This is a genomic window from Streptomyces sp. NPDC093591 (genome assembly GCF_044764885.1).
Lineage (GTDB): Bacteria > Actinomycetota > Actinomycetes > Streptomycetales > Streptomycetaceae > Streptomyces.
This window is the reverse complement of the sequence record NZ_JBIWIY010000002.1, coordinates 500956-524956: the sequence shown is the minus strand read 5'-3', so window position 1 is coordinate 524956 and position 24001 is coordinate 500956. Positions and strand designations below refer to the sequence as shown.

7 protein-coding genes are annotated in these 24001 nt (G+C 66.6%); 5 read left to right on the top strand and 2 right to left on the bottom strand.

Annotated features, from left to right (window positions below):
- Positions 1-828: 828 nt before the first annotated feature.
- Together ACIREI_RS05675 and ACIREI_RS05670 are read right to left on the bottom strand one after the other, a co-directional pair.
- The gene (locus ACIREI_RS05675) at positions 829-3699 is read right to left on the bottom strand and encodes a hypothetical protein (RefSeq protein WP_403327677.1); all 2871 of its coding nucleotides are present in this window, start codon (positions 3697-3699) and stop codon (positions 829-831) included.
- Between the two features lie 225 nt (positions 3700-3924).
- On the bottom strand, positions 3925-4869 hold the full coding sequence (locus ACIREI_RS05670) for a DUF5655 domain-containing protein (RefSeq protein WP_403327675.1): 945 nt from the start codon (positions 4867-4869) through the stop codon (positions 3925-3927).
- Between the two features lie 341 nt (positions 4870-5210).
- Between ACIREI_RS05670 and ACIREI_RS05665 the strand changes: the two genes are divergently transcribed.
- The 5 genes from ACIREI_RS05665 (at position 5211) to ACIREI_RS05645 (ending at position 23983) form a co-directional block, all read left to right on the top strand.
- Positions 5211-6377, top strand: a complete 1167-nt coding sequence (locus ACIREI_RS05665) for a protein kinase (protein ID WP_403327673.1) — start codon at positions 5211-5213, stop codon at positions 6375-6377.
- 95 nt (positions 6378-6472) lie between these two features.
- Positions 6473-9649, top strand: a complete 3177-nt coding sequence (locus tag ACIREI_RS05660; RefSeq protein WP_403327671.1) for a DEAD/DEAH box helicase — start codon at positions 6473-6475, stop codon at positions 9647-9649.
- The gene (locus ACIREI_RS05655; protein ID WP_403327669.1) at positions 9646-14949 is read left to right on the top strand and encodes a hypothetical protein; all 5304 of its coding nucleotides are present in this window, start codon (positions 9646-9648) and stop codon (positions 14947-14949) included. The genes ACIREI_RS05660 and ACIREI_RS05655 overlap by 4 nt, the downstream gene beginning before the upstream one ends.
- A complete protein-coding gene (locus ACIREI_RS05650; protein ID WP_403327667.1) occupies positions 14946-21677 on the top strand; it encodes a DEAD/DEAH box helicase in 6732 nt (2243 codons plus the stop codon). Before ACIREI_RS05655 ends, ACIREI_RS05650 begins: the two co-directional genes overlap by 4 nt.
- Positions 21674-23983 carry a UvrD-helicase domain-containing protein gene (locus ACIREI_RS05645; RefSeq protein WP_403327665.1) on the top strand — a complete coding sequence of 770 codons (2310 nt, stop codon included), beginning with the start codon at positions 21674-21676 and terminating at the stop codon, positions 23981-23983. The genes ACIREI_RS05650 and ACIREI_RS05645 overlap by 4 nt, the downstream gene beginning before the upstream one ends.
- Positions 23984-24001 lie beyond the last annotated feature (18 nt).

Genomic DNA, 24001 nt, shown 5'->3' with positions numbered 1-24001 from the left:
GGCGCATCGCCCCAGGCTCGCTCTGGCCGGCTTGTCAGTGCCGTCGCCTACCGTCATGGGTATGACTTCTCCTTCCCGTACGTCTTCGACCCGGTGGCTGCTGGAGGTCACCTGCCAAGCCGCCCACTGTGACAACCCCGCCTGGGAACAGCAGCGGCAACTCCTGTGCTCCGTCGCGTTCTTCGACAAACCGCGGGAGGTGTGGGTGGTGCGAATCGGCGCTGTCGACGTCAAGGCGCTCGGTGCGCTACAGACGCTGTACGAGGCCGCTCGACGATTCGGCACGCACGTACAGATCGAGGCGAATGTCGCCCCGGACAACTGGCAGGGTCCGGTGTTCGACGATGACAGCCCGGTTGGCGTCAGCCCGCACCGATCAAGGACGAGGACTGGGGCAGCTTCCCTCTGCATGAGGACACGCCCTGTGCGCTAGGAACCGGCCTCAAGGGCCACGTAGGGCCACTTCAAGCCACCTTCAGGGCATATCTCCACCGAGACTGGGGTCGGCAGAGGCCCTTCGCCGGTCCCGGAAGACGTCGCTGTGGCCAGTTCTCTTGCGTTGCGAGGAATACGACGTCTTGGGATAAGCACCCTCTGCCAGCAGAAGCTCGGCTTCGGGAAGACATGATCGAGGCTCCGGGATCGGGGTCGCTGGTGTTGGCAGAGCATCGAGCCGCACCTGGCACTTGTGCGGCGGGTGGTGGCGCTTGCCAGCCTGTACCCGTCCTGCACTCGTGGCAGTGGACGTCGGCGGAGGCTCAGGTATTCATCAGTGATCTCTGCTGACGGTCGTGCTCGGCCCGTACGCCGTGAACGCGAGTGACCGGTCTATCGTCTCAGTGCCTTGCGGATCAGGTCTCGGAGCGCGCGGGCGCTGGTGATGACGTGGTTGTCGTCATCGGTGCCCATCGCGATGAACTCATCAAGATCAGGCCAGTCGACAACTCGATCCAATAGCCGAAGAGATCCCGCATCGCCCTCAGCGAAAGTCTCGGTGCAGCTGACGCAGACATTTCTGATCAGATCGACGATGGCGTGCCGGAAGAGTCGAGGAGCCGCCGGATCTTCCTGCCAATACTTGACTTCGTCGAGAGGCTCATCCCACTTTGCCTGCCCGGCCAGTGCTTCGATGAGGCGGCGGCGGGTTTCCACTTCGAGTGGCCCGGCTATCCCCTGGTCTAGCAGTCCTCGGCAGTGCAATTCCGCTTCGGTATAGCGGCGGTCCCGCAAACATTCCTCCGCCTGCTCCAACGCTTCGTAATTCGCTGCGTACGAAGTTGGCTCGATGCGTGACTTCAGATCAGCGAAGGCATCGGCGAGCAGTGCAAGCCTTGTCGACACCTCCCCCGAGAGATTCGATCCCTGGATCAGCAGATGCGAATCGATGGCCAATTTCATGGCCGCCTTCGGGTAGTCGATCACCCAGGACCGCGCCTGATGGAGCACGAACTCCAAATGGCCTACGGCGTCCTCCAGCGTGGTCCTCAGAGTCGGCCGTCGGTCACTGTCGAGCTCTTGGATCTGGATGGGCATCGCCGCCAGAGAAAATCGTGTCTGTACGACGAGCGCGTCATTGTGCGAGCCTGATTTCTCCAGGTAGTCGAGCTCCCGCAGATAAAGCTCCTCAGCTCGTACGACGTCTCCTTGCATGTAGTAGGGGGTGGCAAGATTTCCGCAGATCAAGGCCGCTCGCTCACTAGGCAGGCCGATGCGGTCGATGTGTGAGAGGAGCATCTCGGCGTGCGACTGCATGACCCGCACTCGCTCCAACTCGCCGAGCTGCGTGGGCCCGGTTAGCCAGCGTTCCACATGCCCGGCCAGCTGATCGATCGCTGCTGAGCGCGCCGGGTGCCTCGCGAGGCGTTCACGCATCAGCTCCTGGCTGACCGTATTGATGGACACAGACCGGTTGGCCCCAGGCAGTGTCTCCCCGTATGTGGGTGGCAGGGGCAGATCATTCTTGATGAGTGAGAAGCGAGAGAGTTCGCGCAGTGCTTCACCGATGTTGACCATCTCCGGCGGAATGAGTACGCCGCCGCGATGCTCGTTATCGAAGTCCTCAACTTTGCTGATCGCCGCGGCCAACAGGAGGTGCGCGGGTATCTGGTGGGAGGCCAGGTATGCAGCTGCGTAGAACATCTGCAGGGCAACAGCGGCGACGTCGAGGACTGTGCCTGGCTGGATCCGTCCCTCGATTTTCTCGATGCACATGTTGTGGGCTGCTGCGAGAGTGTGGGGGTAGCCGGGAGGAACCATGTCCTCGTCGGCGTAGGACCGGAGCTTCAGGGCATTGAGGTAGTGATCGACTTGGTCGAGTCCCAGCCCGCAGGTGTAGAGATAACTGGCTCCGAGCTCCAAGGCCAAGGGCCCGTCACCCAGCTCGCTCGCCAGGCGGTCCAGCGCACCCTGCCAGAGGGATTCCTCGGGTTCGCTGAGGTGAAGACGCCGGGTCAGGAGCTGGACAGATTCCTTGCGGTCCATAGTGGAGACCTCCACCACGTCGCCAGTGCCCATGTGCGTGGCCGCGTTCAGCGTGGTGATGATGACATCGCCCCGGCCCGCCTTGGGCACCCAGGGCTCGGCCTGTCGGATTACGGCCACGTTGTCGAAGATCAGCAACCAACGGCCCGGGAGCCGGCCGAGGGCTCGCTGCACCGCTTGCTGCGTCTCCTCGGGCCGGGCTTCTCGGCCTGCGGCGGTGTTCGGGTCCAAGACATCCAGTACCCGCTGGAACGACGCAAGGGTCGAGGACGACGTCTCGCAGTCGATCCAGCCGATGAAATCGTAGGTGTCGGCCCGCTCGGCGATGTAGAGGGCAGCGGCACTGGACTTGCCGATTCCAGATGGTCCGACGAGGGTGGCTCGGCGGTTCAGGTGCGTCCCCGTGGTGGGGAAGGCAGCGAGCAGCGCATCGATGAGCTTGGGCCGACGTACATCGGGGATGGCCGGGATCTGTCCTGAAATGGTGCCCCAGTTGCGCGCACCGATCGACTGCGCCAACGTTTCCGCGTCGACGAGTACCAGCCTGCGCAGGTCGGCTGTGGAGAAGGCGGCCCGCTCGCCAGTGACATCGGCAGCGCGGTCCAGTACCTCGGAGATGAGGTATCCCGTGAGCAGCCCGGCGGACTGGTCACCCAGACCTTGATGCGCACGATTCCGGACGCTGCGCAGGGAATTGCGTAGCTCTTCACGGATCTCATCGTCGTCGCGAGCGTCGAATTCGAGGCGGCAGTGGGTCAGTCGGGAAAGGCTGTCGCTGTTCAGCCTCTTCAGCTGGTCCCGGCGTTGAGGTGCATCGTGGAAGAGTTCCATCAAAGTGTCCCGCAGGACGTGCGGCGCGATGTCGCCGGACAAGACTTCTGCAAGCCGGTCGCCCTTGACCCCCGGGCGGGCATTCGTCAGCAAGTAGTAACTGCTCGCTCTTTGACTGCCGTTGAGCATGTCCAAGAGGATGCCCAACGCCACCGCGCCGCTCATGGAGCCACCTGCGACGCGGCTCTTGACCTGGACCGCCGTGCGCACGGTTCCGTCCATGTCCACTACGTCGAAGTCGACCTTGTCCACCGCTCCGTTGCCGGGCGGTGGGCCTTCCACTCGAACGCAGGCGACCTCCGGCTTGTCGATCACCGAAACCAGCTGCTCGAGGGTGCGGAGGTACTGGTAGTGGAACCCTCGCGCCGCTCCACGTCCCCCGTCCATGGCTGTGCACCCCTTCCAGACCAGCCCGCTGGGGTGACCTCCCAGCGACGGCGCGATGATCAGCAGTCAAGACTATGAGGTGAGGGTCGCATGCGTCCTCAACAGCGCGGCGGATATTCAGTCAACGATGGAGTGCATGAACATCATCACGGTCCAAACGTGGCTGTACCGCTGCGCGGTTGGTGCGTCGAGAAAACCGATGCACCAGCCGCCCTTCCTGTTGCGTCAGGCCGCCTCGAACGCTCGCCGGATCAGCGGTCCCGCCTTTTCCAGGTCGGCTGGCGAGGCGATACGGACCTCCAGGTCGCCGGTCCCGAGGTGGCCGATACCGCGCATGTCGCGCGAGAAGCCTTCCTCGAGCTCGACCGTGTCCGGGTCGATCTTTAGGTAGATCAGGATCGTCCCCTGCTTCGGGCGGAAGATGACGGAGGCGACGTTCACCATCCGACGGTAGGCGATGTAGTGCCGAAGCTGAGCCACCTCGACCTCGCCCCAGGCGGTTAGGGCCTCGTCCAGCTCGGCGTACAGGTCCTGCAAGCAGCCAGGAATCGTGCCGGCGGTAGCGGTCGCCTGAGCGGACGTCTTCCCGTCTTTGCTGGCGGCACCAGCCGTGACCTCCCGCTCGCGGCTCTGGCGCCGGTCCGAGACCGGTCTCGTAGATCCAGGCGTGGACTCGATCAGTAGCAGGCTCAGCAGCCCACCTTCGAAGACGCGGTAGCGCACGAGGTCGATGCGCTCGCGCAGACGGTGTACCGCGACTCGGTCGTGGTGCGAGAAACCAGCAGCGATGCAGACCATCCGAGGGCTCCGCCAGTCGATCGACTCGGCGGCCTCGGAGCCCAGTTTCTCTTTGACCAGTGCCTCGAACTCGTGACGCGCGGAGTCCAACCACGACAGGTAGGAGACAGCCTGCGACAGGACACCGCTGTCGGCGCCCTTCTTGTATTCGATCAGCGCAGGTGTGCCGTTCTCGTCCAGACCGAGCGAGTCGATCCGGCCCCGGTGCCACGGTCCCGTCGGGTATTCCGACGCCAGGAAGCGGATGCCGAGCATCGACTCCATCCCCGCCTCGATCCGACGCTGGAGCTCCACCTCCAGCCTCACCGCCGAGCCCCGTAGCTCGACGTCCCGGCCATCGGCATCCAGCCGGAACAGCTTCAGGTCGGTCACCAGCGTCCCCCTCCGCGCGATCTCTACAGGAGAAGCAATGGAAACCGGGCCCGTGGCTATTCCGATCGGTCTCTGAGCATGCTTCGTCCCCCCGGACCTGATCCCAGGACAGAGACGCGCAGGTCTGTTGGCCGTGCTGCGGAGTACGGACTGACCGGGGACATTCCTTGAGAGCTGGTCCCAGTCCGATGTGATCACTTCCTCCTATGCGATGCCGATCAGTAGGCTGTAGCGGTGATTCGTCGGTGTCCATGCCCCTCGTGCCTTGCTTCTTCTACGGCGCAGCGGGGGCATGCGCCGAGCGAGGGTGTGCTTTCGCTGCGGGAGTCAGGGGGTGTGCAGTGAGCAGCGCGTCTCTGCCGTCGCGTATCGGTCCGTACCTCGTCGAGCGGAGGCTCGGCGCGGGCGGGATGGGGGAGGTATACCTCGCCTACTCAGTCGCGGGTGAACCGGTCGCCGTAAAGGTGATCCGGCCCGACCGCACGGATCCGCACACGCGCGCCCGGTTCGAACGCGAGGCGACGATCGCGCGCACGATCTCCGGAACGGGTCGTGTGGCCCGTTTCATCGACGCGGACCCGTTCGCCGAGCAGCCCTGGCTGGCCATGGACTATGTCCCCGGCCGCCCGCTCTCCGACGTCGTGAAGGATCAGGGTCCCCTGACCGCGCCGCTCGTGGCGAGCCTCGGCGCGCTGCTGGCCGAGGGGCTTGCCGCCGTGCACGCGGCGGGTCTGGTGCACCGCGACCTGAAGGCGCAGAACGTCATCCTCGGCGACTTCGGCCCCGTGATCATCGACTTCGGCCTCGGTGCCTTCGTCGGGGCGTCCAACGGGTCGCTGACGCAGGCCGGCTCGGTCATCGGCACGGTGCGCTGCATGCCGCCCGAGCAGGCCCTGGGTGAGCTGGACGTTACGCAGGCCGCCGACGTGTACGGGCTGGGGACCGTACTTCTGTACGCGGCGACTGGGCACTACCCGTACGACGGTGCCCGGTGGGAGGCTGTCGCCGCACAGGTGGTCAACCCCGAGGTCGGCCCCGATCTGTCCGGGCTGCCCGATGAACTGGCCCCCGTCGTGACGGCCATGCTGGCGCATAAGGCGGACGACCGACCCTCCCTTGAGGAGGTGACCCGGCAGTGTGCCGATCTCATGCATGTGCTGGGTACGAGTCCGGCCCGGGCCCGGCGCGCGCTGATTCAGACGACGACGGCGAAGGATCATCCCACGATGGTGCTGCCCCAGCCTGACGCGCCGATGCTGGACCGGCTCGACTCGCTGGAGAGGCTGCTGCGCGAGGAGTCGGAGTCCCCGGCGGAGAACGTTCCTGTCCCGCCGCCCGGAGATGAATCCGGTACGGACACGGCATCCGCCCAGGAGCCCACCACTGGGAAAGGGAGCCCGGCCGAGCCCGCACCGCGAAGGGGCCGTCCCCCCGCATCCCGCCGGGTCGCCGAGGAACTGCGCGAGCGCTACGCGGCGCGGCCGGCGCTCGCGTGGTCGAAGCGCTGAACCGGCGGTCTCCGCCCGCTCCACCGGTTGGCCACCTCAGGTCCCGCACGAGCACACTGCACATCACGACCCCACCGTTTCCAGAGGAGCACCACGTGACCACGGCGATGCAGCCCGAGGTTCCTGCGGCGCGCGACGCCGACGCGGCGGAGTCGGCGTACCCGGCCGGTGCGAGGCCGGTCTTTGCCCCCGGCGCCCAGGTACGCATCCGGGACGAGCAGTGGCTCGTGAAGTCCGTCGCGGAGTCCCGTGACGGGCTCATGGTCGAGGTCAGCGGGGTGTCGCCGTTCGTCCGTGGCACCGACGCGGTCTTCTACTCCGGCCTGGACCAGATCGACGTACTCGATCCGCGCAAGACCAAGCTTGTGCCCGATGACACCTCCAGGCACGCCAAGGCCCGCCTCTACCTGGAGGCGGTGATCCGCAAGACCGCGCTGCCGCAGACCGAGCACGGCATCGCGCTCGCCGACTCCTTCCTCATGGACCGGCAGGAGCACCAGCTGCGCCCCGCCGAGCTGGCGCTGTCCATGCGCAACCCGCAGCCGCGGCTGCTGATCGCCGACGTGGTCGGTCTGGGCAAGACGCTGGAGATCGGCATCACGCTCGCGGAGCTGATCCGGCGGGGGCGCGGCGAGCGCATCCTGGTGGTCACGCCCGCCCATGTGCTGGAGCAGTTCCAGCGCGAGTTGTGGACCCGCTTCTCCCTGCCACTGGTGCGCCTGGACTCCACTGGCATCCAGCGCATCCAGCAGGAGATCCCGGCGGGCCGGAACCCGTTCGCCCACTTCAAGCGGGTCATCGTCTCCGTCGACACCCTCAAGTCGGCGACATACGCCCACCACCTGGAGAACATCACCTGGGATGCAGTCGTCATCGACGAGTCGCACAACCTCGTGAACAAGGGCACCCGCAACAACCGCCTCGCCCGCCGCCTCGCCGAGCAGACCGACGCGCTGATCCTGGCTTCCGCCACCCCGCACAACGGCGACGCCGAATCCTTCGCCGAGCTGATCGGGATGCTCGACCCGGCGGCGATCGCCGACCCCAAGAACTACAAGGTCGCCGACCTCGACCACCTCTACATCAGGCGCACCAAGTCCGACCGCGAGGTGCGCGACGGTCTCAAGAACAAGCCCTGGGCCGAACGTGGTGAGTCCTTGCCGGTGCCTGCTCCGGCGACGCCGAAGGAGATCGCCATCCTGGAGAAGCTCGCGAGCGAGTGGACCCCGGGCGACCCGAACCGTTCGTCGGTCTGCGCCGATCCGCTTGTCGGCTACAACTTCTTGAAGGCGTTCCTCTCCTCGCACGTCGCCCTGCGCAAATCCCTCGCTCGACGCCGTGACTACCTGGACAATCCGAAGAGCCGTACGGCGAACGGCAGGTCCAAGGCCATCGCGGACACCCCCGAGCGCCGCGCCGCTCTCGCCACAGAGAGCAAGGCCCTGGCGGAGCTGGAGGCACTGGTCGCGGACTTCACCGACCAGGACTCCGCCAAGCTCGACGCGCTCGTGCGCATTCTGAAGGACGACCTCGGCGTCAGCCCTGGCTCAGAGCGCCGTGTCGTGATCTTCTCCGAGCGGGTCGACACCCTGAACTGGCTGGCCCAGGAGGTCCCGGCCCGCCTGGGCTTCAAGAAGAAGAACCAGGCCAAGCCCGACACGACTCGCCCCTGGAAGGCGTACGACGGCGCCGTCGAGGTCATGCACGGCGACACCACCAACGATCAGCAGCAGCAGGAGATCGTCGACCGCTTCGGCCGGCTCGAGGAACCGGTGCGGCTGCTCTTCACCGGAGACATCGCCTCCGAGGGCGTCAACCTGCACCACCAGTGCCACGATCTCATCCACTACGACCTGCCCTGGTCCCTCATCCGCATCGAGCAGCGCAACGGACGCATCGACCGCTACGGGCAGGCGGTGAGCCCCGAGTTCCGTGCGCTCATCCTCACCGCCGACGTGCCCTGGCGGCGCGACGAGGAGGGTGGCGAGATGCTCACGCTCGACGACCGGCTCGTCGGCTCCCGCCTGCTGCGGCGCGAGGCCCAGGCGCACGAGATCGAGACCGGTGAGGGAAGTGCCGAGGCCGTCACCGGCCTCTACAACGATAAGAAGGAAGAGGACCGTCTCACCCGCGACCTCATCAAGGGCGGCACTGTCGAGCGCTCCATCAAGCAGTCCCAGCAGGAGTCCGGTGGTGTCCTCGCCGGACTCCTCGCCGGCGCCAACGCCCGACTCGCCGACCCGACGGCCGCTCCGGCCACCGTCGGTACGGCTCCGGTGCCGGAGGCGGACGTCCCGCATGTGTTCGCCGATACCAAGGCGTACTTCCAGGCCGCGGTGGACCTCATCTACCCGCAGGCCGAGCGCGAGGCCCTTGACTGGAAGCCCGAGACGGCAGGGGGCCGCATCGAGTTCACTCCGCCCGACGACCTGCAGTACCGCTTCCGGGAGCTGCCGAAGTCGTACTTGGAGCAGGAGAAGATCCTCACCACCCCCAAGTACGAGGGCACACTGCGCATCACCTTCGACAAGACGTACGCCGCCGACCGCCTGGAAGCAGCCCGCAACGCCAAGCAGGGCAAGACCGACCAGCCCACCTCCCAGTGGCCGAACGTCTCCTACGTCTCCGACATCCACCCCGTGCTCGACTGGGTGACGGACAAGGTCCTGGCCAAGCTCCGCTACGACGAGGCGTTCGTCCTCGCGTACCGGCCTGACGTCGACAAGGCCAAACGAATCGACGCCGCCCTGCCCGCCGCCCTCACCGGCCCGGTCTACCTCCTCCAGGGCGTCTACTCCAACGCGGCAGGCAAGCCGACGATCGTGGAGTGGATGGCCGTCACCGGCCTCGCCGAAGCCGCTCCTCGTGTATGGCGCATGGACTCGGCGTTCCTCGCCGCCTGCGGTGTGGGCCCGGACATGCCCGGCCGCGGTCGGCCCGTCGATCCCGACCTCCTCCAGGCCCTGGTCCCCGCGGCCGTCGACGCGGCCGAGACCCACCTGCGCGAGCGCCGCGCCGACTACGACAACCAGGTCGACTCCTACCTGGCCCCGTACGAGGACCGGGTGCAGGTCTGGGAGCAGGGCGCGCTGATCGCCGTAGGCAACCAGGAGCGCCGCCGCAAGGAGGTGTACGACACCGCCGCCCGACGCCGCGACCTCGTACGACGTCTGCGGACCGACGGCGACCCGATGCTGCGAGTCCTCGCCGTCCTCGAACCCCTCCACACCACCACCGTGTCCGCCGCGCAGGCCGAGGAGTCCGCACGATGAGCTACACGTACGACTCCTTCGCCAACCGCGGCGAATACCTCTCCGCTCACTACTTCAGCGAAGAGCTGGAGAACACCCTCAAGAAGAGCAAGGCGGGCGACGAAGGCCTGTTCACCCTCTGGACCAACCGCGAGACCGACCCGCACGACCCGCGGCCCACCCCCCGCGAACTCCTCCCTCGGCTCCGCGGTGAGTACCAGGCCACCATGCGCCCCTTCCTGGCCTCCCGCGCCGGGCAGGAGGAACTCGGCAGCACCTACGACGACCCGACGGGCGAGTGGGCCGAGCGCCTTACCACCTGGCACACCGCCGTCCTCAAGGCTCTTGGTTACGGTGGTGACCGGCCCAAGCCGATTACCGTGCACAACGCGGGCAAGGACTACGAGGTCCAGGTTGCCTGGCACGGAGACGGCATCGTCGTCCTCGACTGTGGCTGGACCGCCAAGCTCGACCACGCCCTCGACCCCGAGAAGGCCGGACGGCTCCTCCACCCCCTCAAGACCGCCGACGGCCTCCTCGAAACCGGCGAGAAGTTCGCGGGCTGGCTCTTCCAGAGCGAGCTGCACGAGCCCGGCGGCGACAAACCCCGCTTCGTACTGCTGCTCGCTGGCGGCGTGCTCGTCCTTGCCGACCGGGGTGCCTGGGCCGAAGGCCGCTACATCGCCGCCAGCCTGGACGCGGCCCTCGCCCGCAACGACACGGCGAAGGCTGGCGAACTCGCCCTCCTCGCCGCCCTCTTCTCCCACGACATGCTCGCGCCCCGCCCGGACGGCAAGGGCCGACGCATCGACGACCTGCTCAAGGCGTCCCGCGACAACGCCGTCGGAGTCAACTCCGAGTTGCGCAAGGGTCTCCAACGCTCTGTCGAAATCATCGCGAACGAGGTGCTCGCCCGTCTGCGCAAGGCGGAGGTCGAGCCGCGGGAGATCGAGGACCTCAAGAAGGGCCCCTTCGCCAAACAGCTCACCCGCGAATCCCTGCGCTACCTCTACCGCATCCTCTTCCTCCTGTACGCGGAAGCCCGCCCTGAGCTGGGCATCCTGCCAGCCGAAGACTCCACGTACGAGGCCGGCTACTCGATCGCCCGCCTGCGCGAGCTGGTGGCGCGAGAGCGAAAGCTGGTCGACGAGGAGAGCCGCAAGGGCTTCCACCTGTACGCCTCCCTCGACGTCCTCTTCAACAAGGTCAACTACGGCCACCGCCCGCACGGCACCGAACCGGACGACCACAAGCCCGCGGACGAGCGCAGCGAGCGGCGCGGTCTGCGCTTCGAGGCGCTGCGCAGCGAGCTGTTCGACCCGAAGGCGATCACCCTCATCGGCAGCAGCGTCCTCGACCCCCGCTGGGACGAGGATGGGGACGAAGAGCCGCGGTGGCTGGACCTGCGGCTACGCAACGAGGCCCTGCACCAGGTGCTGCGTCTGCTCACCATGAAGGAGGCCGGTCAGAAGGGCCGCCAGGGCGGTTTCATCTCGTACCGCAACCTCGGCATCAACCAGCTCGGCGCCGTCTACGAGGGCCTGATGTCCTACACCGGCATCATCGCCGAGGAGGAGCTGGCCGAAGTCGCCAAGCCCGGCGCGAAGAAGGGCGACAAGCAGTACGGGGACCCGGAGAAGGGCTCCTGGCTCATCCCCGCGGACCGGCTGAAGGACTACCCCGAGAACACGCAAGTCGTGTACTCCGCCCAAGACGCCGAGCAGTACGGTCTGCGCGGCCCGAAGAAGTACGCCCCGGGCAGGTTCGTCTACCGCTTGGCCGGCCGCGACCGCGAGACCTCCGCCTCGTACTACACTCCCGAGTCCCTCACCAAGGTCACCGTCGAACTGGCGCTCAAGCACCGCCTCGACCAGGAGAAGGACGCGGACGGCAACACGATCCGGACGCGGGCGAGCGAGCTGCTGCGCTACACGATCTGCGAACCGGCTCTGGGCTCCGGCGCGTTCCTGAACGAGGCGATCAACCAGGTCGCCGAGGAGTACCTCAAGCGCCGCCAGGAGGAGCTGGGCGTCAGCCTGGACACGTCGAAGACGCTGGACGTCAAGCAGAAGGTGAAAGCGTACATCGCCCTCCACAATGCATACGGGATCGACCTGAACGCGACGGGTGTGGAGCTCGCCGAGGTGTCGCTCTGGCTCAACACCATGCACCCGGGCATGCGTGCGCCGTGGTTCGGCCTGCACCTTCGACGGGGTAACTCCCTTATTGGAGCCCGTCGTTGGGTGTATGAGGCGGACCGCATCAAGAAGGAGCGGACGATCGGCGCCCAGACGCCGACCAAGCTGCCGTTCCGAGCGCCGGAGGACGGTGCGGAGCAGCCCCTGCCGGACGGTGCTGTGCATCAGTTCCTTCTGCCCACGCCCGGGTGGGGTGCGGTCGCGGGGGCGACCGGCGATGCGAAGAAGCTGGTCGAGCAGCTCGTCGGGCCGCAGTTGGAGAAGCTGAAGGCGTGGAAGAAGAGCGTCCAGAGCAAGCCCAAGACGACGGGCGGCAAGAGCAGCCAGCTCGCTCGGTTGCAGGCGGCGGCCCGTCGGGTCGAGTTCCTGTGGCAGCTCGTCGCCAAGCGTATGGAACTGAGCGAGTGGGAAATCGCCCGCACCATCGATGTGTGGGGGGCCGACCGCGAGGAGGATGCCGAGGAGTACGCCTTCCTCCGCGCCGACAAACAGAACGCCGACCAGAGCCTGCCGCTGACCAAGGAGCAGGTCTTCAAGGATCTCTTCGAGGCGGAGGGCTCCCCGTACTGGCGGCTCAAGCAGGTCATGGACGCGTGGTGCGCGTTGTGGTTCTGGCCGCTGGAGAAGGTGGGGCTGCTGGACGGGTCGGATCCGGAGTACGACACGGCTCCTGTGGTGACGGCGCAGGCGGGTGTTGACCTGGATACGTTGCTGTCGTCGGTGACCGGGCAGGCTGTCGAGGTCGAACGGTCTGTGCCTGAGCCGACGCCCGCGCCTCAGTTCGTTGAGAACGGGCTGCTTTTCGCCATGGACGGTGACCAGATGTCCTTGGGCGAGGGCGGGGACGACGAGCTTGTGGAGAAGAAGGAGGTCAAGAAGGCGCGTAGTTCCTCCGCTCCCAAGAAGGCCGGCGGCTCGGCGCGTCGCCGGGACGTCATCCCGCTTGCAAGCCTGGACGACTGGGTCGCCTTCCTAGAGTCCATGGTGGGCACGGGACCGATCCCGGAGAACACCCTTGCCACGACCGTCGATTCCCTCAAGGAGCTGAAGGCTCTCGAAAATCTGATCCAGGCCGAGATGGGCATGGACGATGCCCGCAAGGCGGTGGAGACGCGGTACCCGTGGATGCGGGTCGTCCGTGATATCGCCGAGGAACAGGGCTTCTTGCACTGGGAGTTGGACTTCGCTGGTGTATTCGCTGGTGACGCGGGAGGCTTCGACCTTCAGGTGGGTAACCCGCCGTGGGTAGAGATTACGTGGAACTCGAATGCTAGCTATGCCGAGTTCGAGCCTGCTCTTTCCCTCGACGTAGGCTTGACTCAAGCGCAGACGGAAATGATCCATGACACGATCGTGAAGATCCCCAGCCAACGTGCTGAGATCATGAAGGACGCCTGTGACGACAGCGCCCTGGCTAGTTTCTATGCGAACTCTAGTGTTTATCCAATCCTTGGCGGAACTCGACCTTATCTTCACACGCGTTTTATGGCGCAATGCTGGAACCATGCTACGAGCTCCGGGACGATAGGATTGGTACACCCAGACGGGCACCTTAAGGGCGATGCGACGCGAAACATTCGTGCCGAGGCGTATCGGAGACTTCGCGTGCATGGGGCGTATGTAAACGTCTCAAACTGGGCTTTTGCTCAGCCCGTCGGGCACAAGAAGGAGTTTGCCGCCAACATCTACGGCGCTCGCCAGGACATCAACTTTCAGCATCTCAGTTTCTTGTATCGTGCGGATGTCCTCACCGAGTCCCTCCGTCACGATGGCAGCGGTCCCGAGCCGGGAATCAAGTTCGACGGGCACTTCGATACGCGCCCCCACAAGTCGCGCGTTGTCCACGTGACTCCTGACACTCTTGCCCTATGGCATGAACAGCAGGGTAGCGAACTTGAGATCGAGCAAGCAGAGATTATGTATCCGCTGACCACAAGTGAGCAGCGGGCTGCGAAGATTATGAGTTCCTATCCGGTTCGCCTTCGCGGTAACGAAATCAGCCTGAGTCAGGGCTACAACGAGACAACCGACTTTAAATCCGGCCTTATCAAGGAGTCGCATTCACGGCCTGCCACTTGGGACGAGGCTATTCTGCACGGTCCTCACCTCGGGCCTGGTACACCCTTCTTCAAGCAAGACCCTGAGCTGACTTCGAATGGTAAGCGGATTGATCTGACTGAAATCTCCGCCAGTTTCATCCCGGCAACACAAATGGCGCGAGCCTGCGACCGGGACACCTTCGAGTCGAAGGCCTCAGCATGGAAACTCTGGCAAGGTATTCCGCATGCGCGACACTACCGCTTGGCGTTTCGCCGTCGAAATGATGGTAAAACTGAACGCGTATTGAATGCCGCACTGATTCCGCCAGGTGCCAATCATGTGGACGGCGTCCATACACTTGCTTTCGATACGGAACGGCGACTACTCCCGGTCTCCGGGTTCTGGGCGTCCTTGCCACTCGACTACATGTTGCGGGCCTTTGGTATCACAGATTTGCGTGAGCCCGGAGCACTTCGTCTCCCTGCGCCAAGTCTCGACCACCCATTGGTGAATGCACTGAGCCTCCGATCGGCCCGCCTCAACTGCCTATCGGACGCCTATGCTGAGCTATGGGAAGATCAGTTCCAGTTCTCTTGGCTTTCTGAGAACTGGGCCATCCCGTGGCCGCACGTGCGCCCGCTCAACGCCGTCCATCCTCGCTGGTCGGCCGCAGCCCCTCTCCGTACTGAAGCAGAGCGACGCGCAGCACTAGTTGAAATTGATGCACTGGTAGCTGTTTGGATCGGCCTGTCTGCAGACGCGCTGACGGCGGCTTATCTAGCCCGCCTGACGGTGCTGGCAGAACGAGAGGAACGGCTGTACTTCGACCGTCATGGCCGCCAACTGGCAGCTGACCACCTTGCATTCGGTACTGGACAGGCCCCTCAGCACTGGAAGGCACTCGAACTGCATCTCGACGCCCCGGAAACCGCCCCCGTCCCCGACGGCTACACCGCCCCCTTCTACAAGGCCGACCGCGAGCGCGAAATGCGTGAAGCTCACGCCTACTTCAAGAAGCGCCTCGACGAGGCCGTGGCCAAGGGTCTGTGGGACCCGGAGAAGATGGAGGTCCCGACCTCGTGAGGCCGACCCTAGAAGCACAGGGACTTAAGGAGAGCCTCCTCCAGTACCTGTCCACGACGTATGGCCTCGCGGACGAGGGCGCCCGCAAGGCCCTGCACGCCTTCCTCGGGGACGAGACGACGGGCATGTTCCGCGGCCCGTACCTCCGCCTGTGTACGCCCTTCACCCCGGCCGAGGACGGCTGGCAACAGCACCTGAACTGGGTACGTATTGACGGCTGGACGCCGTACGCCCACCAGGCCCGCGCCTTCGCCCGGCTCACTTCGAAGGACGGCCACACACCTCAGCCCACCCTCGTCACCACGGGCACGGGTTCCGGCAAGACGGAGTCGTTTCTCTACCCCGTACTTGACCACTGCGCCCGTGAGCGTGCGGCCGGGAACAACGGGGTCAAGGCGGTCTTCCTCTACCCGATGAACGCCCTGGCCACCGACCAGGCGGCCCGTATAAACCAACTGCTCCTCGACTACGACGAGTTGAGCGGCGTACGCGCCGGCCTGTACATCGGGGACAAGGCGGCGACGCACTACGACCGGGTCTACACGCGCCGACAGGACATGCAGCTGTCCCCGCCGGACATCCTGATCACCAACTACAAGATGCTCGACCTGCTCCTGCAGCGTGCCGCAGACGCGCCGCTGTGGGACGGCAGCGACATCCGTTACGTCGTGGTCGACGAGTTCCACACGTACGACGGCGCGCAGGGTACCGACGTGGCCATGCTGTTGCGCCGCCTCGCCAGCGCCGTCGGTGCCAACCAGCCTGGCAAGCCGCTCGGCACGATCACTCCCGTCGCCACCTCCGCGACCCTCGCCTCAGGCACCGACGAAGACGGAGTGCGCCAACTTCTCTCCGTGGCCACCAACGTCTTCGGCGCCGAGTTCACCGAGGACGCGATCGTCGGCGAGGACCGGCTGACGGTCGACGAGTTCATGCTCGACGAGTCGATCCCGGACGCGAAGTTCCTCCCCGGCCAGGCCGCTCCCCCTGAGACCCTGACCGCATTGCGGGACCCGGCATCCGGCCCTGAAGCGCTCGCGGACCTCGCCGAGGCCGTCACAGGGAGCCGTACGACCGAGTCGGTCGCCCTCGGGGCCGCGCTCAAGCGCAACCGGCTCACGTATGCGGTTCTGAACGCCTTCGACGGCACGGTGCGCACCTACGACGAGGTGCTCGATGTGATGCGTCGCAGCGGTGCGAAGAGCTGGGACGAGGCGATCACGACACGGCCGCAAATCGCCGCGCTGGCGCTTGCCCGATTCGTCGCCCTGCTGTCCGTGGCGCGGGACCCGGAGGCGCCGGCTGCGCTCAGCCGTCCCCTCGTCCAGGTGGAGGTACACCAGTGGGCGCGGTCCGTCACGCGGATGCTGCGTGGCGTGCTGCCTTGGCCGAAGGCCGAGTTCGCGTGGGACACGGCCGGGGTGCAGAGCCAGCTGCGTACGACGCCGGACACGACCACCTCACGCGACACCAAGACCTTCCTGCCCGCGGTGTACTGCCGCGAGTGCGGGCGTTCCGGTTGGTCGGTACTCGCTCCCGAGTCCGACCTGGAGGAGCTGAACTTCGAGGCCCACAAGATCCGTCGAGCCACCGTCACGGCCGACAAGGCCAAGGTGCGCACCCTGGTGGCGGCCACCGACAGCGAGGCGCGGGAAGGCAACGGCCGTACCGCCATGGATCGGGCGGCGCAGAAGTCGCTGACCACCGGCGGGGCAGGCGTGCTCATGGTGCTCGACGGGCTCTCTCGTCGCCTGCGGCTCCCCGATCCTCAGGGCGACTACGACGACGAGGGTAACCCGCAGCCCGCCGGCCCCGATTCGGCCTTCGTCCTCGTCCAGCTTGGCGACACCGCGGAACGCGCGGCCAAGGACGACTGGTGCCCGGCCTGCGGAACGCATAACGCGATCCGCTTCCTCGGTACGGGAGCCGCCGCGCTCGCGGCCGCGTCCGTCACCCAGCTGTTCACCGGCGGGGAGATGGACAAGAAGCAGCGTGAGACCAAGACGCTGATGTTCAACGACTCGGTGCAGGATGCCGCGCACCGGGCCGGTTTCGTCGCCTCACGCTCGTACACCTTCTCCCTGCGGGCGCTGTTCACCAAACATCTGAGCGAGCAGCGGCCCAGTGCCCTTAACGACCTCGTCGCCGATGTCGTCGCGGCCACCACCGACCGTGAGACGCTCGCCGCCGTCGTCCCGCCGGACCTGCACGACGACTCGGGTGTGGCGCGTCTGCTGTCGGGCAAGGGACGAGGTGGGGACAAGAAGACATGGGACCTGATCGGCGAGCGGTTCGCGTTCGAGGCCGTCATGGAGTTCGGGCACCGGTCCCGCAACGGCCGTACCCTCGAACTGACCCGTACCGCCGCCGCCGGGGTTGACCTCCCCGACGAGCGGGCGGCTGTGGCGCTCGTACGGGACGCACATGAAGAGGCCGCCCAGCGAGGGCTGGCGCTCACCGAGCACGACGACGCCCGCTATCTGGCGTTCCTGCGCGGCCTGTTGGAGCGGCTGCGTACGCGGGGAGCGGTCGGGCACCGGTGGCTGGAGAAGTTTCTCGACGAAGCAGGCACCAGCCGCTATTTCATCTGGGGCGGCCGTCCGCGCGGCATGAAGGCCTTCCCCAAGGGGGTCTCCGCGCCGACGTTCCTCCTCGCGCGGCCCAAGCAGAGCAGCGAGTTCGATTTCGCCGCCGGGCGTCTGTCCTGGTACCAGACCTGGGCACAGCGCTGCTTCGACATGACCCGCGAGCAGGCCGACGAGTTCTGGGTGCGGCTGCTGCCCCGGCTCACCGACGCCGGACTGCTCGCGGCGCGGACCCCACAGGACACGTCGGTCCGGATCTATGGCCTGCAACCGGGTGCCATTCGCTTGCAGTTGCTGTCCGACGCCCAGGTCAACGTGTCGTATGTGCGCTGCCCTAGGTGCTTCTGGGAGCAGACAGTCCATCCCTCGCTGCTGGCGCAGTATCACGGGCAGCCCTGTCAGGCGTATCGCTGCGCGAAGGGGCGGCTGGTCGCGGGTGACCGGTGGCTGGACACCGTCGACCGGCACGACCGGGACCGTGACTACCGCGACGACTACTACCGCAGCCTGTACCGGCGGGCCGGCACCTACCAGGTCATCACCGCCGAGCACACCGGTCTGCTCTCCCGCGGCAAGCGCGAACGCGTCGAGGACGCCTTCCGCAACGGCCAGGGGTTCAACGACCCCAACGTGCTGTCCTGCACGCCCACGCTGGAGATGGGCATCGACATCGGCGATCTATCCGCTGTCGTCCTCGGTGCCCTGCCGCGTCGGCCGGCCAACTACGCACAGCAGGCGGGCCGGGCCGGGCGCCGTACGGGCAACGCTTTTCTACTGACGATCCCCGACCGTTCCCGCCGTGACCTCTACTTCCTGGACCGGCCAAGGGACATGATCGACGGGCGCATCGTGCCGCCCGGCTCGTATCTGTCGGCGATCGAGATCCTGCGCCGTCAGTACACCGCTCACCTTCTCGATCTCGCGGCCCGTGGCCGACTGCTGCGCGAGGACGGCAGGCCGCTGGCCGCGCTGTCGCGCCGGGTCGACGAGCTGTTCGGCCCCTCCGGCTATCTTGCCGACTTCACCGAGGCCGCCCTTGCCAACGGCGAGGAACTCGTCGAGGGCTTCCTCGCGCTGTTCCCGACCGGTGTGAGTGAGACTGCCAAGGAGGAGCTGAAGAAGTACGCGGTACGGGGCATCCGCAGCGCGATCGAGAAGGCCGAGCGGGAGTGGGAGCGCGAGAACCAGAAGCTGCGCACCCGTATCCGTACGATTCGCTCGGCGATCGACGAACTCAAGGAAGGCGACGACGAACAGGCGCGTACAAAGGCGGAGTTGGAGGCCGAGCTGGGCGCCATCTCCAAGCAGGGCGCCGCGCGTCAGCGTCAGCCCGCTCAGACCGTGCTGTGCGACCTCGGCCTGCTGCCCAACTACGCCCTCATTGACGCCACGACCACCCTCGATGCCACCGTCTTCTGGCCCGAGGGCACCACGCCCGAGGGCCGGGTGCGCTACAAGTCGAAGTCGTTCTCCTACGGGCGTCCGCGCGGCTTCGCCCTGTCCGAACTCGCCCCCGGCAACACCTTCTACGCCGAGGGCTACAAGCACCGGATCACCGGCATCGACATCGTCACCGGCCGGGACCAGGACTGGCGCCACTGGCGTTTCTGCCCCTCGTGCGGCTACGTCCGCACCGAGGACGCCGAGAACGACATGACGCCGTGCCCGCGCTGCGGGGAGACGGGCATCGCCGACTCCGGCTGCCTGTGGCAGGTCGTCCAGCCCAGCGTCGTCACAGCCCGGGACAAGCGCGAGGACGCCAGGATCGGCGACGAGAGCGACGACCGCGACCGCCGCTTCTACACCGTCGTCGACATGGTCGACATCCACCCCGACCACTTCGCCAAGGGCAAGTCCTGGCGGCACACCAAAGAGATCTTCGGCGTCGACTACACCCGCCGTGCGGTCATCCGCCGCGTCAACACTGGACCGCTAAGCATCGGCGCTCAGGACAACGACCAGCTCGCCGGGCGGCCCGTGCGGATCGCGCCGTTCCATGTGTGCACTGCCTGCGGAGCGGCGAGTGCCGACGGACGGCCGGTCTTCGACGACGACCGCGACGCCGTTGACAACTCCGCCAACCGTCAGCGCGAACTCAAACACCACACACCCTGGTGCCCGCTGCGGCGCGGCAAGAAGGGCGTACCCCAGGAACCCGTCCTGCTCGCCCATGAGCTGGAGACCGAAGCCCTGCGCATCCTCCTGCCCGCCGCGACCGTCCTCGTCGAGGAGAAGGTCCATTCCTTCCAGGCCGCCCTGCGTCTGGGTGTGGACGACGCCTTCGGCGGGGACCCGCAGCACCTCGCCACCACCCTCGCCACCATGCCGGACCGCGACACCGCGGAGAAGCGGCACTTCCTGGTCCTGTACGACCGTCTCCCGCACGGCACTGGCTACCTCGACCGGCTTACCGCCCCCGCGAACTTCCGGCAGGTGCTCGAAGGCGCGCGCCGACTCCTCGTGGAGTGCCCCTGCAACGGGGAGGGCGGACCGGCCTGCCACCGCTGCCTGTACCGCTACACCGACGAGCAGCACATTGAGCGTGTCTCCCGCCAGGCTGCCCTGGAGATCCTCGACGAGCTCCTCGGCACCGACACTGACGCCTGGGACACCAAGCCGGTCGGCAACACCGACCAGATCGGTCTCGACGGACAGGTTGAGTCCGACCTTGAGGCACGCTTCCTTAAGGCCCTGCGCGGGTGGGCCGGACAGCGCCCCGACGCCGTCCTGGAGGAGAGCGGCGACAACAGCGCCTATCTGCGTCTGGACGAGGTCGGCACCGTGCATGGCTGGCGTCTGACCGCCCAGCGCAACGAGGGTTACACCCGTACTGACTTCACCTTCGAACGCATCGACGCCCCCAAGGTCTCCAAGCAGAAGATCACTGTCTATCTCGACGGGCACCGTTTCCACGCCACCCGCCGTCACAACCGGCTCGCCGGCGATGCCGACAAGCGCAACTGGCTCCGGGCCGAGGGGCGCGCAGTCTTCCAGCTCACCTGGGACGACCTCGACGCCTTCGAGCGGCAGACAAACACGGCGGAGTCGTCGGCGGAGCGTGCGCCGGCCGAGCCGGTGTGGCCGCCCTACCCGCGCAGTGCCCAGGACGTGGCCAAGCAGCTCTACGCCGAGCGTGGTGGCAACGACCTCGCCGCCACCGCCTTCACCGACCCGATGAGCATGCTCCTCGCCTACCTCCGCAGTCCCGACGACGTGGCCTGGGGCAAGCGGGCGGCGGCCGTGGTCGGCGGACTTTTCGGGACCGAAAAGGAGATCCTTGTCGGCAACGGCGCCCCCGACCAGACCCGCCAGACGCTCGACCACCTCCTCGGCGCTTGGGGCCGCACAGATGGAATCGACCCGGCGCCCGTCCAGGGCACGGGCACGCTCAACCTGTTCCAGACCTGCGACCAGTCCGGGCTACCCATCGCCTTCCTCGTCGACGGAGCCACCGGCCACTGGACCGCTCTGGCCTGCCTCGACGACAACGAACCCGACCAGCTCGGCACACCCGAACACAAGGCGCGCTGGCGCTCCTGGCTCCAGTGGTCCAACATCCTGCAGTTCCTCGCCCACGACGGCGGCGACGGCATCCAGCTGACCACCGCCACCGCGGGCCGCTTCGACACCGCAATCCTCAAGACCTTCGGCGGCATCGGCGAACTCGAATCCCTCGTCGTGCAGCACGGCGCCGGCGCACCCACCCTGCAGCCCGTGCCCTCGGAGGCGTCCCCCTTGGAGACGTCCAACGAAACGCCCCTCGAAGCGGCGGTACGGGATCTGCTGTGGGATCAGGAGATCCTCGAATACCTCGACGAGGACGAACCCGACGCCCCCCTCACCCGCCTCGCCCACGCCTTGGCCGACGGCGGCAAGAAGGCCCCCGCCTACGGCTATGAGCTCGGCGAACGCGGCTGGCTCGCCGACCTCGCCTGGGACCACGACGACCAGCGGATCGCCGTCATGGCCGAGCCGCACGACCAGGAGGACGACGAGAGCGACAAGACCTGGCGTGCCTACCGCGACGCCGGGTTCACCATCCGCTCGGCCGACGACTGGCTCGCCGATCTCGACGCCCTCCTCAACGCTCTCCCCGACGCTGCCGTCCGCCCCGACTCCGAAGAACAGAGTGCCGCCCGATGACCGCACGCCTGAGCCTCTACCAGAAGGCCGAAAACGAGCTCTACAAGATGGACTCGTCGGTCAAGACGAAGTTCTACGACTTCTGTCACCAGTTCCGCCTCGACCCCGACCACCCCAGCCTCGATCTCAAGCCGCTCAAGGGCGACGGCCGGATCTTCCGTGCCAAGATCGACCGGTCGTACCGGGCTCTTCTCGCCCGGGCCGGGGTCGGCGCCGACGGAGTGCAGCAGTGGCTGATCGTCGCGGTGCGCCACCGCAAAGACGTATACGAAGAGCTCAGCGTCGCCATCAACCGGATCACCGGTGAGATTGAGTTCGTCGACCTCGGTGTGGTCGGCCAGAGTGTGCTCCAGCGCGCGGGACTCCAGCTCACTCCGGCCCCGGACGAGCAGGCTGTACCAGCCGAGCCCACGCCCGCACCCGTCGTAACGCAGCAACCGGCCGCCCTCGCCGAACCGCTCCTCACGGGTTGCACCCCCGAGGACCTGCATCGCCTTGGCGTCGCCGACGCCCTCATCGACCTCGCCCTCACCGTCACCACCGAAGAGGAACTCGACCAACTCATCGCCGGCGCCCCGCGCCTGACAGCCGAGGTCCTCACCGGACTCGGGTCCGGCATGTCCGTCGACGAGGTCGAACGCGAGATCACCCAGCCCGCCTCCACCGAACTCGAACCGGGCTTCGAGAACGACATGGCGACGGCCCTCACCCGTACCGCGGTCACCACGGTCGACGACGACATTCGCAACGTCCTGGCCGAGGGCGACTTCCGCGCCTGGAAGGTCTATCTTCACCCCACCCAGCGCAAGATCGTCGAACGTAACTACGGCGGCCCCGCCCGGGTCAGCGGCGGTCCCGGCACTGGCAAGACCATCGTCGCCCTGCACCGCGTCGCCCGCCTCGCAACCGCCCTGCCGCCCGGCCACGGCAAGCCGATCCTGCTGACCACGTACACCAAGAACCTCACCGCCGACCTGCGCTCCCGGCTTACCTCGCTCGTGGACCCGGCGCTGCTGGGCCGAATCGACATCAAGCACATCGACCAGCTCGCCCAGAGCGTCCTCAACGAGAACACCGCGCCCGGCGCGCAGCGTAGCCTGATTACCGACGACCGTGCCCTGGATGTACTGCGCGAAGTCCTCTTCGAACACGATGAGGAGCGCTGGGACGCAGAGTTCCTCTTCGACGAATGGGAACAGATCGTCCTCGGCCAGTCCCTGGCCACTCGGCAGGACTACTTCAAGGCCCGCCGCGCCGGCATGGGCCGCGCCCTCAACCGCCCCGAACGTGCGGCTGTCTGGAAGCTGCTCGACCAGTTCACCCTGCGCCTGAACGGCCTGGGCCGTGAGACCTGGGCCCAGGCCGCCGAACGCGCGGCTCGCTACGAGATGGAACGCGCCCGCAAGATCGAGGTCCGCGCTGAACGCAAGGAGGACATCGGCGGCGGAGACCTGACCCACCTCGACGACAACAGCTCCGGGATGCGCTATCTGCGTCACCGCTACCGGCACATCGTCGTCGACGAGGCCCAGGACCTCAGCCCCGCCCACTGGAAGATGCTGCGCGCCATGGTCGCGCTCGGCCCGGACGACCTGTTCATCGCGAGTGACACCCACCAGCGCATCTACGACCGGCAGGTCACGCTCTCCACCGTCGGCATCAACATCCGAGGCCGCTCCTCAAAACTGACGCTCAGCTACCGCACCACCCAGGAGATCCTCGACCAGGCCGCCAAGGTCGTCCGCGGAGCCACCTACGACGACCTCAACGACGGCACCGACACCCTCGACGGCTACCACTCCCTGCTGCACGGCCCAGCCCCCGAGTACGTCGCCTGCGCCGACTGGACCGACGAGATCGCTCAGCTCGCCGAGGCGCTCAAGCAGTGGCGCGCGGACATCACCCAGCCCGCAGAGGACGGCACTGTGCGCGACCCGAGCGGCACCATGGCGGTCTGCGTCGCTGACGGTGATATGGCCGGCCGGGTCGCCGCCGACCTGGAGACGAAGCACGGCATCACCACAGCGACCCTCACCAAGGACGGCCCGCAGGGCGGCGGTGAGGTCCACATCGGAACGATGCATCGCTTCAAGGGGCTTGAATACCAGAAGCTCGCGGTCATTGGCGCGAGCGACGGCATCCTGCCGCGCACGGCTGTCGTCGAGAAGTACGAGACGACCGACCCCAAGCGGTACGAACGCGAACTCAAGAAGAGCCGCAACCAGCTGTTCGTCGCCACTACCCGAGCCCGCGATACGTTGCGCATCTCGTGGCACGGCAAACCTAGCCCGTTTCTACCCTTGTAGGCCGGGACGACTCTAAGC

Excerpts from the sequence above, each read along its gene's own strand:
- ACIREI_RS05655 (WP_403327669.1), top strand. The coding sequence starts at position 9,646 with ATGAGCTACACGTACGACTCCTTCGCCAACCGCGGCGAATACCTCTCC.
- ACIREI_RS05645 (WP_403327665.1), top strand. The coding sequence starts at position 21,674 with ATGACCGCACGCCTGAGCCTCTACCAGAAGGCCGAAAACGAGCTCTAC.
- ACIREI_RS05675 (WP_403327677.1), bottom strand. The coding sequence starts at position 3,699 with ATGGACGGGGGACGTGGAGCGGCGCGAGGGTTCCACTACCAGTACCTC.